We start from the raw sequence: 15,862 nt of genomic DNA, 5'->3' as shown, positions 1-15,862 counted from the left end.
CTCCAAGGTGCTTGTCAGGACGGGTGAATCAACGACGCTTGGGATAAAGCTTCGGCTCGCCCGGCGGGCGGCTCTTGAAACGCCGATGCGCCCACAGGTATTGCTCGGGGCAGGCACGCAAAGCGCTCTCGACCCACTGATTGATGCGGATGCAATCGGCCTCCTCGCTTTCGCCGGGGAAGTCTTCCAGCGGCGGATGAATCACCAAGCGGTAACCACTGCCGTCGGCCAGACGTTCCTGAGTGAACGGCACCACCAGCGCTTTGCCCAGCCGTGCAAACTTGGTCGTCGCAGTGACGGTGGCGGCCTGAATGCCGAACAGCGGCACGAAGATGCTCTGCTTGGCGCCGTAATCCTGATCCGGCGCATACCAGATCGCCCGGCCCGAGCGCAGCAGTTTGAGCATGCCGCGTACGTCATCGCGCTCCACCGCCAGCGAATCCAGATTGTGCCGCTCGCGGCCACGGCGCTGGACGAAGTCGAACAAGGGATTTTTGTGTTCGCGGTACATGCCGTCGATGGTGTGCTGCTGGCCGAGCAGCGCCGCGCCGATTTCCAGCGTGGTGAAATGCGCGGCCATGAGGATCACGCCTTTGCCTTCGCGCTGGGCCCTCTGCAGATGTTCAAGGCCTTCGACGTGGGCCAGTTTTGCCAGACGCTCGCGCGACCACCACCAGCTCATCGCCATTTCAAAAAAGGCAATGCCGGTGGAGGCGAAGTTTTCCTTGAGCAGGCGTTTGCGCTCGGCGGCGGATTTTTCCGGGAAGCACAATTCCAGATTGCGCCGGGCGATGGTTCGCCGGTCGCTGGCGACGCGATACATCAACGCGCCCAAAACTCGACCGATGGTCAGCAGCGCCGGATACGGCAGCTGCACGATCAGCCACAAAAGCCCCAGGCCGCACCAGAGCGGCCAGAAGCGCGGAGCAAGATATGCTTTTCGAAAACGCGGGCGATCCATTAAAGCTTCCGTAAATACAGTGGCCGCGCATTCTACATCGTTCGACCCGGCTTGCGGCTCGCGGGCGTTCTCGTTATAAGTCTCGGCACTTTTAGTGACAAGCCGTTGTATGCCGACATGAGCCAAACCGACCCGTTAGACCAAGATCCCGTATTCCAGCTCAAGGGCAGCATGCTGGCCATCACTGTGCTGGAACTGGCCCGTAACGACCTCGAAAGCCTCGATCGGCAATTGGCCGCCAAAGTCGCCCAGGCGCCGAATTTTTTCAGCAATGCACCGCTGGTCCTGGCGCTGGACAAACTGCCGCCGAACCAAGGCGCGGTTGATCTGCCGGGGCTGATGCGCGTCTGCCGTCAGCACGGCCTTCGTACCCTGGCCATTCGTGCCAGCCGCATCGAAGACATCGCCGCTGCCATCGCCATCGACATCCCCGTGCTGCCGCCCTCCGGCGCCCGCGAGCGCCCGCTGGAGACGCCGGAAGCCGAAGTCAAAAAGAAGCCGGAAAAGCCACCTGAGCCGAGCGTCAAACCGACCCGCGTAATCACCACGCCAGTACGTGGTGGCCAGCAGATATATGCCCAGGGTGGCGATCTGGTCGTGGTCTCTTCGGTCAGTCCGGGGGCGGAACTTCTCGCCGATGGCAACATCCATGTATACGGCCCGATGCGCGGCCGAGCACTGGCCGGCGTCAAAGGTGACACCAAGGCACGGATTTTCTGTCAGCAATTGAGCGCTGAACTGATCTCCATCGCCGGTCATTACAAGGTCTCCGAGGATTTGCGTCGCGATCCGATGTGGGGCTCGGGCGTCCAGGTCAGCCTGTCAGGCGACGTGTTGAACATCATTCGGCTTTAACGGATACTGCCGCATTTTCCAAGCATCTCTAAAACGTAGCGAAAACGGCTCAAACGAAGTAGGAAAAAGGCCTAAAGCCAAATTCCAGCCAAGGCTGTCCGACTGCAGTAGTTTTCAAGAGATGTTTTTCAGGGGCTGAACAGTCCTTCTTCCTTAGGGGTGAAACACCTTGGCCAAGATTCTCGTGGTTACATCCGGCAAGGGTGGTGTGGGTAAGACCACCACCAGCGCCGCTATCGGTACCGGTCTCGCTCTGCGCGGCCACAAAACAGTGATCGTCGACTTCGACGTGGGCTTGCGTAACCTCGACCTGATCATGGGTTGCGAGCGCCGCGTGGTGTATGACTTCGTCAACGTGGTAAACGGCGAAGCCAACCTGCAACAGGCACTGATCAAAGACAAGCGCCTGGAAAACCTCTATGTGCTGGCGGCCAGCCAGACCCGCGACAAAGACGCGCTGACCGTCGAAGGCGTGGAAAAAGTCCTGATGGAGCTCAAGGAACAATTCGAGTTCGTCGTCTGCGACTCCCCGGCGGGCATCGAGAAAGGTGCGCACCTGGCCATGTATTTCGCCGATGAAGCGATCGTCGTGACCAACCCTGAAGTGTCCTCGGTACGTGACTCGGACCGCATGCTCGGCCTGCTGGCGAGCAAATCGCGCCGCGCCGAACGTGGCGAAGACCCGATCAAGGAACACCTGCTGATCACCCGCTACCACCCGGAGCGTGTTGAAAAGGGCGAGATGCTCGGCGTTGAAGACGTCAAGGAAATCCTCTCGGTGACCCTGCTCGGCGTCATCCCGGAATCCCAGGCAGTGCTCAAGGCTTCCAACCAGGGCGTGCCGGTGATTCTCGACGACCAGAGCGATGCCGGTCAGGCTTACAGCGATACCGTCGACCGCCTGCTGGGCAAAGAAAAAGCCCACCGATTCCTCGATGTCGAGAAGAAGGGATTCTTCGAGCGCCTGTTTGGAGGTAGGTAATGAACCTTTTTGACTTCTTTCGTGCCAACAAAAAGCCAAGTACCGCCTCGGTAGCGAAAGAGCGTCTACAGATCATCGTGGCGCATGAGCGCGGCCAGCGCAGCACGCCGGATTACCTGCCAGCCTTGCAGAAGGAACTGGTCGACGTGATCCGCAAGTACGTCAACATCGGCAACGACGACGTACATGTTGCACTGGAAAGCCAGGGCAGTTGCTCGATTCTGGAACTCAACATCACCCTGCCCGATCGCTGAGTCGATCCGGCAGGTATGACGGCGGTTCAGGGCCATTCCCCAGTGGAATGGTCCTGAACCGCCGTTGGCATTTGTTACGAGGCTGTTTTAATGCCGCTGTCCAACATCCGCATCATCCATGAGGACGCCGCCGTACTGGTGGTCGACAAACCGACCCTGCTGCTCTCGGTGCCCGGTCGCGCTGACGACAACAAGGACTGCCTGATTACCCGCTTGCAGGAAAACGGCTACCCGGAAGCGCGCATCGTCCATCGTCTGGACTGGGAAACCTCCGGCATCATTCTGCTGGCCCGGGATGCCGACACCCATCGCGAGCTGTCGCGGCAGTTTCATGATCGCGAAACCGAAAAGGCCTACACCGCTTTGGCCTGGGGTCAGCCGGAACTGGACAGCGGCAGCATCGACCTGCCCCTGCGCTACGACCCACCGACCAAGCCACGGCATGTGGTCGATCACGAATTCGGCAAACATGCGCTGACGTTCTGGAAGGTGCTGGAACGTTGCGGCGAGTGGTGCCGGGTCGAATTGACACCGATCACCGGGCGCTCGCATCAACTGCGCGTGCACATGTTGTCGATCGGCCATCCGCTGCTCGGTGACGGGCTCTACGCCCACGAGCAAGCGCTGGCGGCCTGGCCACGTCTGTGCCTGCACGCGAGCATGCTCAGCTTCACTCACCCGCAAACCGGCGAACGCCTGCGCTTCGAGTGCCCGGCGCCATTCTGAAATGCGTGAATACTTTGAAAGCCCTTCCTTGCGAAGGGCTTTTTTTGTCCTGCCAGAATTCCACCGGCAATAGATTGACGTAAAGAACTGTCATAAAATTGTAATCAAATATAAAATCATGGCACTTCGATATCAGGCAGGAGGCCTCTTCCGTGTTCTGCAGCAAAACACTTCAATCCGAATACCCCATCGTGTGCGCATTCGGTAACACCACCCTGCACCTGAGCGAAGCACCCAGCATCCAGGCACGCCAAGCCCTGGAGCAGCTCATTAAAAAACGCCGCGCGCACAAACTGACCCGAGCCAGCGCACCGTTATCGTCCTGTGAAACACCACTCTTTGCCAAGGTCCAGCCATTGGACACGTTCAAGGCAAAGGTGCGGGTGAGTCTGAACAAACCGCAACGCAACGGGCGCTTCGACTGGCCGCTCGAAGAACTGATGAATTCCCTCGAAGCTCAGCGCCGGGGCGTGGAGATGCCTGCGCTGAAGGGCTATGGCTATACGCGCAGCAGACTCGGCCTGACCGAGGAATTTTTCCTCCTGACTCACCTGCTCGAAGGCCATATCGACGGCGCCGAATGCATCAGACGCAATCCCGCAAACATCGAAGCTTTCATCCTCGACGCGTTCCAATTGCTCAGCTCGCTCGCCAGCAAGAACATCACTCACATGGATTTCTGGGTGGGCAACATCATGGTGCCCGAGCAAACGCAAAGGCCACTCAAAGCCATCGACTTTGAAAACTGCTTCGCCGGCCCGACCGCGCACGCAAGTGAAACACTCGGTTTTCAACTCGGCTTCTTCTATCGTCGGGATATCTACAAGTTCATTACCGAAGCCGCCTACGATCGCCTGGTCGATCAATATCTCAGCGCGCTGCCCGGTCTATCGAGAGACAGGTTCGAGGCGGTCTATCAGTTGAGCAAACATGAATACGTCGGTCGCAAGCAGCGCCGAGAAGTCTTCCTCAGTGGCAGACTGATCACCGGTTGACGCCCACCCCGGCAACACTTTGAAGCAAGTGCCCGGCCTGCAAATCAGCGGAGCAATACGGTAGACTCGCGCCCCCGCCGTATGGAGCCGCTTATGCGCGAAGCCTTCCCCCCCATGGAAAAAGTACCGCACCAGTTGCTCTACCTGATCTATGGTGACAAAGACGTTTATCGGCGCGAGGCGAAATTCAGCATCCTCACCGCCCTGGCACAACTGCAGCCAAGTGAATCACTGTGCATCCGAGTGCTGACCGATCGTCCGCAGGACTATGCCGGCTGGCCGGTCGATACCGTCACTTTGAGCGAGCAGACCCTGATCCAGTGGCAGGGTGAAAACGGCTACCACCACCGCCGCAAAGCGTGCGCCATTGCGCTGGGCCTGACACTCGCCGAAAAAACCCTGTTCGTCGATACCGACACGCTGTTTCTTGATTCGCCGCACCGGCTGTTCAGCATGATCACGCCCGGGCGTTACGTGATGGACCGCTTCGAATACGACTGGAGTTACGTCTGTAACCGGGCAGACTACAAAAAACTCGCGCGCTGCCTGCAAGTCCACGGGATTTCGTCGGCGAACAGCTTCAAGCTCTACAACAGTGGCTTGTGCGGTGTCACCGATGGCGATTCAGCGCTGCTGGATAAGTCGATCCGGCTGATCGATGAGTGGACGCAGGACCCGTTCGACATCCATACGATCGAACAGATTGCACTGTCGTTCGCCATGCGCGACCAACCGATCCAGGAAGCGAAGAAATTCGTCTATCACTACTTCGCCGACAAAAACTTCTTCCACGCCATGCAGAAACACTTTTTCGCCCGCCATGGCGAGGCCTTCCACCCCGAACTGCCAGAGCTGTGCTCCGAGGTTCCGCGCAGCAAGCCCGTCCCCTCGACCTGGCAGCGCCTGCACATCAAGTGGAAGCTGCGCAAAAAGCGCGGCGGCATGAAGAAAGTCGGCCGGGCATTGCTGTTCGGCAGTGCTGCACCTGCCCACCCGTATTACGAGATCTGCCGTCACGAATGGTGGGAATCGGCGTCGCGGGAAATTCTGCGTTGGGACAGCGTTGCGCAAAAGGCCTTCTTCGGCAGCGGCAAGGGCTGGCCGAAGCACCTGCCGAAACCCGCCAGAAAGGATGATCAACAAGCCATCATCGCCTACCTGCGCAAGCGCATCGATCAGCACTCCTGAGCGTGCTTGCGCAAACCACTTGCCCAATGGCGCCGAGTGATGCGTTAAACTGTCGCCCATTGCTGTCTGGAGTTTCTTATGCGCGCAGAGTTGAACCAGGGCCTGATCGACTTTCTCAAGGCCTCCCCTACCCCGTTCCACGCCACCGCCAGTCTCGTTCAGCGTCTGGAGGCCGCCGGTTATGTGCGCCTCGACGAGCGCGAGCCATGGTCCACCGAGGCCAACGGCCGCTATTACGTCACCCGTAACGACTCCTCGATCGTCGCGATCAAAATGGGCCGCAACTCGCCACTGCACGACGGTATCCGTCTGGTCGGCGCCCATACCGACAGCCCGTGCCTGCGGGTCAAGCCGCAACCGGAACTGCAGCGTCAGGGTTTCTGGCAGCTGGGCGTCGAAGTCTACGGCGGTGCGCTGCTGGCGCCGTGGTTTGACCGCGATCTGTCGCTCGCCGGCCGCGTGACCTTCCGCCGTGACGGCAAGGTCGAGAGCCAGTTGATCGACTTCAAGGCACCGATCGCGATCATTCCCAACCTGGCCATTCACCTCAACCGTGAAGCCAACCAGGGCTGGGCGATCAACGCGCAGACCGAACTACCGCCGATCCTGGCGCAATTCGCCGGTGACGAGCGCGTCGATTTCCGCGCCGTGCTCACTGATCAACTGGCCCGCGAGCACGGCTTGAATGCCGACGTCGTCCTCGATTACGAGCTGAGTTTCTACGACACGCAAAGCGCGGCGGTGATCGGCCTGAACGGCGATTTCATTGCCGGTGCGCGTCTGGACAACCTGCTGTCGTGCTACGCCGGCCTGCAAGCGTTGCTCACCGCCGAAACCGACGAGACCTGCGTGCTGGTCTGTAACGACCACGAAGAAGTCGGCTCCTGCTCGGCATGCGGTGCCGACGGCCCGATGCTCGAACAGACCCTGCGCCGCCTGTTGCCGGAAGGTGACGAGTTAGTCCGCACCATCCAGAAATCCCTGTTGGTGTCGGCCGACAACGCCCACGGCGTGCATCCCAACTACGCGGACAAGCACGATGCCAACCACGGCCCGAAACTCAACGCCGGCCCGGTAATCAAGGTCAACAGCAACCAGCGCTACGCCACCAACAGCGAAACCGCCGGCTTCTTCCGCCATCTGTGCATGGCCGAAGAAGTCCCGGTGCAAAGCTTCGTGGTGCGCAGCGACATGGGCTGCGGTTCGACCATTGGCCCGATCACCGCCAGCCATCTGGGTGTGCGCACCGTCGACATTGGCCTGCCGACCTTTGCCATGCACTCGATTCGCGAACTGTGCGGCAGCCATGACCTGGCGCATCTGGTCAAAGTGCTCAGCGCGTTTTATGCCAGCCGTGAATTGCCGTAACGGCTGACAAGCTTCGCGAGCAGGCTCGCTCCCACAATTGAACTGCATTTCATTGTGGGAGCCAGTCATCTCCCCTTGGAATGCCAATCAACCTGTGGGAGCGAGCCTGCTCGCGAAAGCGCCTGTGCAGACAGCAGAATCCTCTCGGCCTGATGCATTCCTGAGCCACATCACACCCTGCCTCGAAAACCCGCCTAGACTGCAAGAATCCTCTACAGACAAGGCAGTCTTCATGATCTCGATGTCCTCCTTCCACGCCATGCTCATTCCCATCCTCAGCGGAATGATCCTGCTGGCCATCGGCTTCAACTTCCGCGACAAGAACGCCGGGGTTTTCGCCATGTGGATCGGCATGCTGATGATCCTCGCCACGGTGGTCTACAAGATCCTCGCCAAACTCAACGAATGACCGCGCCCGGCTCGCATTGCGCCAAGGGGCCTCGTACACTCCAGCGCATCCGCCTATCGCGAGGTTGTCTTCTGGTGTTTGCTCGTCTTTTTGCTTTGCCCGGTCTGCTGCTTGTCTGCCTGATGACGCTGCTGCCGCTGGCGCCCGCCCAGGCAGTCGGTCTGCCCGGCCTGCTCAACACTTCAAAACCGCAGCCTGAAGCCGTGGAACCCCTCGGCCAGTCGCTGGACGAAGTGATCAAGTCGCTGGAAAACGACAAGCAACGCGCGCAGCTGCTCAGTGATCTGAAGAAGCTGCGCGACGCCACGAAAAAAGCGCAGGCCACCCCGGAAGAAGGCGTGCTGGGCCTGATCGGCGGCACCCTCGCCAACTTCGAAAAACAGTTTTCCGGCGCCGACAGCCCGATTACCCGCTGGTCCAACGAATTCGATCTGGCCAAGGACGAACTGACCAGCAAGCTGCTGCCGGCCAATGAATGGCTGCCGATCATCTTCGGTTTCGCAGTGATCCTGATGGTCTGGAGCCTGCTCGCCGCCGCGCTGATCTGGCTCGGTCACCGCGTGCGTCTGCGCTTCGGCCTCACCGAAGAACTGCCGCAACACCCCAAGGCCCTCGACATGCTGCGCTTTGCCCTGCGCAAGCTCGGGCCGTGGCTGATCGCGTTGGTGATCACGGTGTACATGAGCTACGTGCTGCCGTCATCACTGGGCAAAAGCCTGGCGATGGTGCTGGCGTATGCCTTGGTGGTCGGCACCTGTTTCTCGGCGATCTGTGTGATCGCCTTCTCCCTGCTCGACGGCCCGCACCGTCATCGCGCGCTGTACATCCTGCGTCATCAGGCGTTTCGGCCGCTGTGGCTGATCGGCAGCTTCGCCGCGTTTGGTGAAGCGCTTAGCGATCCACGTCTGGTCGAGAGCCTGGGCGTGCATCTGGCGCACACCGCCGCGACCACTGCCAATGTGCTCGCGGCGCTGTCGACCGGCCTGTTCATTCTGCGATTCCGCCGACCGATCGCACACCTGATCCGCAATCAACCGCTGTCGCGGCGGCTGACCCGCCGCGCCCTCAGCGACACCATCGAAATCCTCGGCACCTTCTGGTACGTGCCGGCATTGGTGCTGGTCGGCATCTCGCTGTTCGCCACCTTCGTCTCCGCCGGCGACACCAGCACCGCCCTGCGCCAGTCGCTGATCTGCACAGTGCTGCTGGTGTTGTGCATGGTCATCAACGGCCTGGTGCGCCGCCATTCGCTGAAACCGCAACGCGGGCCGAAACGCCATGCGCTGTATTCGGAGCGACTGAAAAACTTCTTCTATACCCTGACGCATTTGCTGGTGTGGCTGATCTTCATCGAATTGGGCCTGCGCGTCTGGGGCCATTCGCTGATCGCGTTCGCCGAAGGCGATGGCCATGATATCAGCGTCAAACTGTTCAGCCTGATCGGCACGCTGATTTTCTCCTGGCTGATCTGGATCCTCGCCGACACCGCCGTGCACCACGCCCTCACCCGCTCGCGCAAAGGCCTGGCGAATGCACGGGCGCAGACGATGATGCCGCTGATCCGCAACGTGCTGTTCGTGGCGATTTTCATCATCGCGCTGATCGTCGCGTTGGCGAATATGGGCATGAACGTCACACCGCTGCTGGCCGGTGCCGGTGTGATCGGTCTGGCCATCGGCTTCGGTGCGCAGTCGCTCGTCGCTGACCTGATCACCGGCCTGTTCATCATCATCGAAGACTCGCTGGCCATCGACGACTACGTCGACGTCGGTGGCCACCTCGGCACCGTCGAAGGCCTGACCATCCGCACCGTGCGCCTGCGCGACATCGACGGCATCGTCCACACCATCCCGTTCAGCGAGATCAAAAGCATCAAGAACTACTCGCGGGAATTCGGCTACGCCATCTTCCGCGTCGCCGTGCCGTACAACATGGAAATCGACGACGCGATCAAACTGATGCGCGACGTCGGCCAAAAGATGCGCAGCGATCCGCTGCAACGCCGCAATATCTGGTCGCCGCTGGAGATTCAGGGCGTGGAAAGTTTCGAGTCCGGCAGCGCGATCCTCCGCGCACGGTTCAAGACTGCGCCGATCAAACAGTGGGAGGTTTCCCGGGCGTTCAATTTGTCGCTGAAAAGGCAACTGGATGAGGCGGGCCTGGATCTGGCGACGCCGCGGATGAGTGTGCAGGTGATTACTGCCGGCGGCGGTCAACCGAAGGAATAGCACTCAGGCGCACGGTTGCAGTCACAGGCAAGGAAGCCCACAACAATAATCAAGGAGAAGCCCATGCAACTGACGCGCATTGCCCAGACCCTTTTGCTCGCCCTGGTCGCCAGCCATGCCAGCGCCGCGACGATGGACAGCGCCCGCACGCGCATCGCCGAGCAGGCGCAGAAGCTCGAACCGGAGCTGCTGGAAACCCGCCGCGACCTTCACGCTCATCCAGAACTTGGCAACACTGAAAAACGCACCGCTGAACTGGTCGCCAAACAGCTGCAAGCCATGGGCCTGGAAGTGAAAACCGGCGTCGCCCGCACCGGCGTAGTAGCCGTGCTGAAAGGCGCCCTGCCCGGCCCGACCGTGGCCCTGCGCGCCGACATGGACGCGCTGCCGGTCAAGGAAGCCTCCGACTTGCCGTTCGCTTCAAAAGCGAAAGGCACGTATCTCGACAAGGAAGTCGACGTCATGCACGCCTGCGGCCACGACGCCCACACCGCGATCCTGCTCAGCGCAGCGAAAATTCTGACGGGCATGCGCGACACCCTGCCCGGCACCGTCGTCTTCTACTTCCAGCCCGCCGAAGAAGGCCCGAGCGACTTCATTCCCGACGGCAAAAACACCTGGGGCGCGAAGATGATGGTCGAGGAAGGCGTAATGAAATCGCCGAAACCAGACGCGGTGTTCGGGCTGCACGTCTGGGCGGGCGTCCCCGCCGGCCAGATCGCCTACCGCCCCGGCCCGACCCTGGCCAGCTCCGACGACCTGCGCATCAAGATCCACGGCAAACAAACCCACGCCGGCCGCCCCTGGGATGGCATCGACCCAATCACCGTCGGCGCACAAACCATCGTCGGCCTGCAAACCGTGGTCAGCCGCCGCACCGACATTTCCTCTTACCCGTCGGTGGTCAGCATCGGCACCATCAACGGCGGCACCCGCTACAACATCATCCCCGAATCGCTCGACATGACCGGCACGATCCGCTCCTATGACTACGGCATCCGCCAGAAACTGCACAGCGACGTACGCCAGACCATCGAGAAAATCGCCGAAAGCGGCGGCGCTAAAGCCGACGTCACCATCATCGAAAAATACGACCCGACCATCAACCACCCGGCATTGACCGAGAAAATGCTGCCGACGTTGAAGTGGGCCGCCAAGGATGATGTGGTGCAGGGACCGCTGGTGGGTGGGGCGGAAGATTTCTCGTTCTTCGCCAAGGAAGCGCCGGGAATGTTTGTGTTTCTTGGAGTGACCCCGAGGAACCAGGACATGAGCAAAGCCGCGCCGAATCACAATCCGGGGTTCTTTGTGGATGAGTCGGCGCTGGTGGTTGGGGTGAGAACATTGGCGTCGTTGGCGACGGATTATTTGTATGGGAATGCGGCGGTGGGCAAGTAGAGAAGGGGGGGACTGTGGGAGCGCAGCGACCAGAAGATCAAACCACATCAACCCCTACGTGAATCGCATCATGCCGCCAAAACTCCAGATCACAATCAATCAACCGCCCATGCTGATCATAATTGACCCGAGCAATCCTCAGTCCCGGACTGCCCACCGACACCCGTAAAGCCGCCGCCGCATCGACAGATAAAGACGTAGGCACAATCTCAAACCGCACCCGCCCATAATGCAAATCGAAATGCCGCGCATACAACTCGGTAATCGACTGATTCAAATCAAACTCGAGGATCCCCGGAAAAAACTGCGGATTCAGATAGTGCTCCACATACAACACCAGCCGTCCATCAATGCGCCGCGAGCGGCAAATCTGGATCACGCTCGACAACGCCGGCAACTGCAACCACGCACACACCGCCGCCGAAGCCGGCTGCAACCGCGCCGAAATCACCTCGGTCGAAGGTTCGCGCCCCTGCGCACTGACCATGGCGTGAAAGTGACTGCGCTGCATGAGGTTGTACGCCAGACGCGGCGGCGACACGAACCAGCCGCGCCGCTCCTCACGGTAAATCTGCCCCTGCGCCTCAAGCTGCAACAGCGCTTCCCGCACAGTGATCCGCGTCGTCCCGAACAACTCGCTGAGCTTGCGTTCAGCGGGCAACTTGCTCCCGGCCGCCAGCAAACCGTGATCGATTTGCTCCTGCAGCACCTGGCCAATCGCTGTCACCGCTTTCGTTGCCTCATCGCGCATCAACGTTACCTATCTGGACTAGACCAGCACTGTTTCGGGGCAAATCCGAACGCCGATCAAAGCGCCTTCGTATGTTGCAAGCCTAGGCAGTGCAGATGACCGACAGATGACAAAACTACCGAACGGTCGCTTTCACGGCTTGCAATACATCGGCCAAGTCCCCTGCTCCACGGGCTTTTGAGCATGGTCTACGCTGATCTGGCACCTTCCTGACAATGGTTGATAAAAGATCAGCCACGAGGCCATCGACATCAAAATGTCATCCAGCCGACCTAAATTGGCTCAGGTATTGCTGACCTAGACCAACACTAACCGTAATCGCAGCGTTGAACACGACCAAGGAGCTTCTGAATGAAACAGCTTTTCCTGGCAACACTGTTAGGCTCGACCATCGCTATGTGCACCGCCGCCATGGCGGCCGACACCGATCTGAAAACCCTCGAAGCCGCTGCGAAGGCGGAAGGCGCCGTGAACAGCGTCGGCATGCCCGATGACTGGGCCAACTGGAAAGGCACCTGGGAAGATCTGGCCAAGAAATACGGCCTGAAACACATCGACACCGACATGAGCTCGGCCCAGGAAATCGCCAAGTTCGCTGCTGAAAAAGACAATGCCACCGCCGATATCGGCGACGTCGGTGCTGCCTTCGGCCCGATCGCGGTCAAGCAAGGCGTGGTGCAACCCTACAAGCCAAGCACCTGGGATCAAGTTCCGGACTGGGCCAAGGACAAGGACGGCAACTGGGCACTGGCATACACCGGCACCATCGCCTTCATCGTCAACAAGAAGCTGCTGCACGGCTCCGACGTACCGACCAAATGGGCTGACCTGAAAACCGGTAAATACAAAGTCTCCATCGGCGATGTAAGCACCGCCGCCCAGGCTGCCAACGGTGTCCTCGCTGCCGCACTGGCCAATGGCGGTGACGAGAAAAACATCAAGCCCGCCCTGCTGTTGTTCGCCGATCTAGCCAAACAGGGTCGTCTGTCGATGGCCAACCCGACCATCGCCACCATGGAAAAAGGCGAGATCGAAGTCGGCGTGGTCTGGGACTTCAATGGTCTGAGCTACAAGGCCAAGATGGCCAACCCGGATGATTACGTAGTGCTGATTCCATCGGACGGCTCGGTGATTTCCGGCTACACCACGATCATCAACAAGTACGCGAAAAACCCCAACGCCGCCAAGCTGACCCGCGAATACATCTTCAGCGACGCCGGCCAGACCAACCTCGCCCGCGGCAACGCCCGGCCGATCCGCGCCGAACACCTGCAACTGCCGGAAGACGTGAAAGCCAAACTGCTGCCAAACGAGCAGTACAAGAAGGTCACGCCGGTCAAGGACGCCGAGGCGTGGGAAAAGACTTCCAAAGCCCTGCCACAGCAGTGGAACGAAGAAGTCATCGTAGAAATGAAGTGATGGCTTGACCCACTGCTTGATCCGACAAAGATCCCTGTGGGAGCGAGCTTGCTCGCGAATGCGGTTATTCATTCAACATTGATGTTGGCTGATCTGACGCCTTCGCGAGCAAGCTCGCTCCCACAAGGGATTGAGTTGATTTCGGAATATCTGAATTTCGCGGAGTTCTTGCCCCTATGAAGCACAACGTCATCCTTGTCGTGCTCGACGGCCTCAACTACGAGGTTGCGTGTCACGCCATGGGGCATCTGCAGGCTTATGTTGGCGCAGGACGCGCGGCGCTCTATCAACTGGAGTGCGAACTGCCGGCCCTGTCCCGACCGCTTTACGAATGTATTCTCACCGGCGTGCCGCCGATCGACAGCGGCATCGTCCACAACAATGTCTCGCGCTTGTCCAACCAGCGCAGCATCTATCACTACGCCCGCGATGCCGGGTTGAAAACCGCCGCTGCGGCGTATCACTGGGTCAGCGAGTTATATAACCGCTCACCGTTCGTGGCGGCGCGCGACCGCCACACCAACGATCCGACGCTGCCGATCCAGTACGGCCACTTCTACTGGAACGATCATTATCCGGATTCGCACCTGTTCGCCGACGCCGAAAGCCTGCGCCTGCGCCACGCGCCGGATTTCCTCCTGATCCACCCGATGAACATCGACGACGCCGGGCACAAGCACGGCCTCGACAGCTCTCAATACCGCAACAGCGCGCGCTCGGCTGACGTCACCCTCGCCGACTATCTGCAGAGCTGGCTCGACGCTGGTTATCAGGTATTGGTGACCGCCGACCACGGCATGAACAACGATCGTTCGCACAACGGCCTGCTGGCGGAAGAACGTCAGGTGCCGCTGTTCGTTCTCGGCAATGCGTTCAGCCTCAACCCTGACGCCACGCCGACGCAGACCGAGCTCTGCGGCACAATTTGCGAACTGCTCGGCGTACCCCACGACAAACCTGTGTGCCGGGAGCTGCTCAAGTGAATGCCATGAATCGCGGCAAATGGCTCGCGGCGCTGTGCCTGGTGCCCTTCGCGCTGTTCTTCATCGTCTTCGAAATTGCCCCGCTGGTCTGGGTGATGATCAACAGCCTGCAATCGGAAGAGTCCGGCTGGGGCCTGGCCAACTTCAGCAAGATCTTCGGTTCGAAGTTCTATCGGCAGGCGATCCAGTACAGCCTGGAGATCAGTTTCTGGTCGAGCGTATTCGGCATCATCATCGCCGTGCTGGGTGCATATTCACTACGCCGCGTCGATTCGAAGCTGCGCAACTTCGTGAATGCCTTCGCCAACATGACCAGCAATTTTGCCGGCGTGCCGCTGGCGTTCGCCTTCATCATCCTGCTCGGTTTCAACGGCAGCATCACCATCATGCTCAAGCAGTCGGGGATCATTCAGGACTTCAACCTGTATTCGAAAACCGGCCTGATCATCCTCTACACCTACTTCCAGATTCCCCTTGGCGTGCTCCTGCTCTACCCGGCTTTCGACGCCCTGCGTGAAGACTGGCGCGAGTCCGCCGCACTGCTCGGCGCCAACGGCTGGCAGTTCTGGCGGCACATCGGCCTGCCGGTGTTGACCCCGGCGTTGCTCGGCACGTTCGTGATCCTGCTGGCCAACGCCCTCGGCGCCTACGCTACGGTTTATGCGCTGACCACCGGCAACTTCAACGTTCTGCCGATCCGTATTGCGGCGATGGTCTCCGGCGACATTTCCCTTGATCCGAACCTGGCCAGCGCCCTGGCCGTGGTGCTCGTGGCGCTGATGACCATCGTCACCGTCGTGCATCAACTGCTGTTGAAGAGGAGCTACCATGTCTCGCGCTGAATCCGGCCCGGCCGGCCTCTACCACCGCGTCGTGGTCTATCTGCTGTTCGCCATTCTGCTGTTGCCGCTGCTGGGCACGCTGGTCTATTCGATCGCCAGCAGTTGGTCGGCAACGATTCTGCCGAGCGGCTTCACCTTCAAGTGGTACATCCAGCTGTGGAGCGATCCGCGCTTTCTACATGCATTCGGTCAGTCGCTGATTGTCTGTGTCGGCGCGCTGGTGCTGTCGGTGCTGCTGATCCTGCCGCTGCTGTTCGTCGTGCATTACTACTTTCCGAAACTCGATGCGCTGATGAACATCCTCATCCTGCTGCCCTTCGCGGTACCGCCGGTGGTGTCCTCGGTGGGGCTGCTGCAGCTCTACGGTTCCGGGCCGATGGCGATGGTCGGCACACCGTGGATTCTGATCGGCTGCTACTTCACCGTGGCGCTGCCGTTCATGTACCGCGCGATCACCAACAACCTGCAAGCGATCAACCTGCGCGACCTGATGGACGCCGCGC

The 15,862-nt window shown here is 60.0% G+C and carries 15 protein-coding genes and 1 pseudogene; 14 read left to right on the top strand and 2 right to left on the bottom strand.

Annotated elements, in window-relative coordinates; all coding sequences use genetic code 11:
* Positions 1–28: 28 nt before the first annotated feature.
* Positions 29–961 (bottom strand): lipid A biosynthesis lauroyl acyltransferase, encoded by a 933-nt coding sequence (locus D8U71_RS08045; protein ID WP_130887550.1) that lies wholly within the window; start codon positions 959–961, stop codon positions 29–31.
* A 117-nt stretch (positions 962–1,078) separates the two neighbouring features.
* Here D8U71_RS08045 and minC point away from each other — a divergent pair, with 117 nt between their 5' ends.
* The 10 genes from minC (at position 1,079) to D8U71_RS08000 (ending at position 11,364) form a co-directional block, all read left to right on the top strand.
* Positions 1,079–1,816: a septum site-determining protein MinC gene (minC, locus tag D8U71_RS08040; RefSeq protein ID WP_024012205.1), complete on the top strand. Its 738-nt coding sequence runs from the start codon at positions 1,079–1,081 to the stop codon at positions 1,814–1,816.
* 169 nt (positions 1,817–1,985) lie between these two features.
* Positions 1,986–2,798 (top strand): septum site-determining protein MinD, encoded by an 813-nt coding sequence (gene minD / locus D8U71_RS08035; RefSeq protein ID WP_007913953.1) that lies wholly within the window; start codon positions 1,986–1,988, stop codon positions 2,796–2,798.
* Positions 2,798–3,052, top strand: a complete 255-nt coding sequence (minE, locus tag D8U71_RS08030; RefSeq protein ID WP_003223146.1) for a cell division topological specificity factor MinE — start codon at positions 2,798–2,800, stop codon at positions 3,050–3,052. Before minD ends, minE begins: the two co-directional genes overlap by 1 nt.
* Positions 3,053–3,142: 90 nt before the next feature.
* Positions 3,143–3,778 (top strand): RluA family pseudouridine synthase, encoded by a 636-nt coding sequence (locus D8U71_RS08025; protein ID WP_125927494.1) that lies wholly within the window; start codon positions 3,143–3,145, stop codon positions 3,776–3,778.
* Between the two features lie 152 nt (positions 3,779–3,930).
* Positions 3,931–4,773, top strand: a complete 843-nt coding sequence (locus D8U71_RS08020) for a hypothetical protein (protein WP_130887549.1) — start codon at positions 3,931–3,933, stop codon at positions 4,771–4,773.
* A gap of 93 nt (positions 4,774–4,866) precedes the next feature.
* A complete protein-coding gene (locus D8U71_RS08015; protein ID WP_130887548.1) occupies positions 4,867–5,961 on the top strand; it encodes a hypothetical protein in 1,095 nt (364 codons plus the stop codon).
* A gap of 78 nt (positions 5,962–6,039) precedes the next feature.
* Positions 6,040–7,329, top strand: a complete 1,290-nt coding sequence (locus D8U71_RS08010; RefSeq protein ID WP_130887547.1) for a M18 family aminopeptidase — start codon at positions 6,040–6,042, stop codon at positions 7,327–7,329.
* A 232-nt stretch (positions 7,330–7,561) separates the two neighbouring features.
* Positions 7,562–7,738: a hypothetical protein gene (locus tag D8U71_RS28345; protein ID WP_016773747.1), complete on the top strand. Its 177-nt coding sequence runs from the start codon at positions 7,562–7,564 to the stop codon at positions 7,736–7,738.
* A 74-nt stretch (positions 7,739–7,812) separates the two neighbouring features.
* Complete coding sequence (locus D8U71_RS08005) at positions 7,813–9,966, top strand: mechanosensitive ion channel domain-containing protein (RefSeq protein WP_016773746.1); 2,154 nt, start codon at positions 7,813–7,815, stop codon at positions 9,964–9,966.
* Between the two features lie 63 nt (positions 9,967–10,029).
* Positions 10,030–11,364: an amidohydrolase gene (locus D8U71_RS08000; RefSeq protein WP_130887546.1), complete on the top strand. Its 1,335-nt coding sequence runs from the start codon at positions 10,030–10,032 to the stop codon at positions 11,362–11,364.
* A 37-nt stretch (positions 11,365–11,401) separates the two neighbouring features.
* Here D8U71_RS08000 and phnR read toward each other — a convergent pair whose 3' ends face one another.
* Positions 11,402–12,115: a phosphonate utilization transcriptional regulator PhnR gene (gene phnR, locus D8U71_RS07995; protein ID WP_016773745.1), complete on the bottom strand. Its 714-nt coding sequence runs from the start codon at positions 12,113–12,115 to the stop codon at positions 11,402–11,404.
* Between the two features lie 351 nt (positions 12,116–12,466).
* On the opposite strand from phnR, the gene D8U71_RS07990 reads away from it, so the two are divergent.
* The 4 genes and pseudogenes from D8U71_RS07990 to D8U71_RS07975 form a co-directional block, all read left to right on the top strand.
* The gene (locus D8U71_RS07990) at positions 12,467–13,534 is read left to right on the top strand and encodes an ABC transporter substrate-binding protein (RefSeq protein WP_122611955.1); all 1,068 of its coding nucleotides are present in this window, start codon (positions 12,467–12,469) and stop codon (positions 13,532–13,534) included.
* A 176-nt stretch (positions 13,535–13,710) separates the two neighbouring features.
* A complete protein-coding gene (locus D8U71_RS07985; RefSeq protein WP_130887545.1) occupies positions 13,711–14,517 on the top strand; it encodes an alkaline phosphatase family protein in 807 nt (268 codons plus the stop codon).
* Between the two features lie 5 nt (positions 14,518–14,522).
* Positions 14,523–15,359, top strand: coding sequence for an ABC transporter permease subunit (locus D8U71_RS07980; protein ID WP_161984092.1), 837 nt, complete (start codon positions 14,523–14,525; stop codon positions 15,357–15,359).
* Positions 15,346–15,862: pseudogene (locus tag D8U71_RS07975) on the top strand (ABC transporter permease); the annotation flags it as partial. The gene D8U71_RS07980 and the pseudogene D8U71_RS07975, both read left to right, overlap by 14 nt.

The sequence above is a fragment of the Pseudomonas sp. Sample_21 genome (assembly GCF_004307525.1).
Taxonomy (GTDB): domain Bacteria; phylum Pseudomonadota; class Gammaproteobacteria; order Pseudomonadales; family Pseudomonadaceae; genus Aquipseudomonas; species Aquipseudomonas atacamensis.
Note: the sequence above shows the minus strand (reverse complement) of the source record. Positions and strands in the feature narration are given on the sequence as shown.

Bases quoted from the DNA above. Each gene is read 5' to 3' on its own strand.
- D8U71_RS08045 (WP_130887550.1), bottom strand. From the start codon at position 961: ATGGATCGCCCGCGTTTTCGAAAAGCATATCTTGCTCCGCGCTTCTGG.
- minC (WP_024012205.1), top strand. From the start codon at position 1,079: ATGAGCCAAACCGACCCGTTAGACCAAGATCCCGTATTCCAGCTCAAG.
- minE (WP_003223146.1), top strand. From the start codon at position 2,798: ATGAACCTTTTTGACTTCTTTCGTGCCAACAAAAAGCCAAGTACCGCC.
- D8U71_RS08025 (WP_125927494.1), top strand. From the start codon at position 3,143: ATGCCGCTGTCCAACATCCGCATCATCCATGAGGACGCCGCCGTACTG.
- D8U71_RS08015 (WP_130887548.1), top strand. From the start codon at position 4,867: ATGCGCGAAGCCTTCCCCCCCATGGAAAAAGTACCGCACCAGTTGCTC.
- D8U71_RS08010 (WP_130887547.1), top strand. From the start codon at position 6,040: ATGCGCGCAGAGTTGAACCAGGGCCTGATCGACTTTCTCAAGGCCTCC.
- D8U71_RS28345 (WP_016773747.1), top strand. From the start codon at position 7,562: ATGATCTCGATGTCCTCCTTCCACGCCATGCTCATTCCCATCCTCAGC.
- D8U71_RS08000 (WP_130887546.1), top strand. From the start codon at position 10,030: ATGCAACTGACGCGCATTGCCCAGACCCTTTTGCTCGCCCTGGTCGCC.
- phnR (WP_016773745.1), bottom strand. From the start codon at position 12,115: ATGCGCGATGAGGCAACGAAAGCGGTGACAGCGATTGGCCAGGTGCTG.
- D8U71_RS07990 (WP_122611955.1), top strand. From the start codon at position 12,467: ATGAAACAGCTTTTCCTGGCAACACTGTTAGGCTCGACCATCGCTATG.
- D8U71_RS07985 (WP_130887545.1), top strand. From the start codon at position 13,711: ATGAAGCACAACGTCATCCTTGTCGTGCTCGACGGCCTCAACTACGAG.
- D8U71_RS07980 (WP_161984092.1), top strand. From the start codon at position 14,523: ATGAATCGCGGCAAATGGCTCGCGGCGCTGTGCCTGGTGCCCTTCGCG.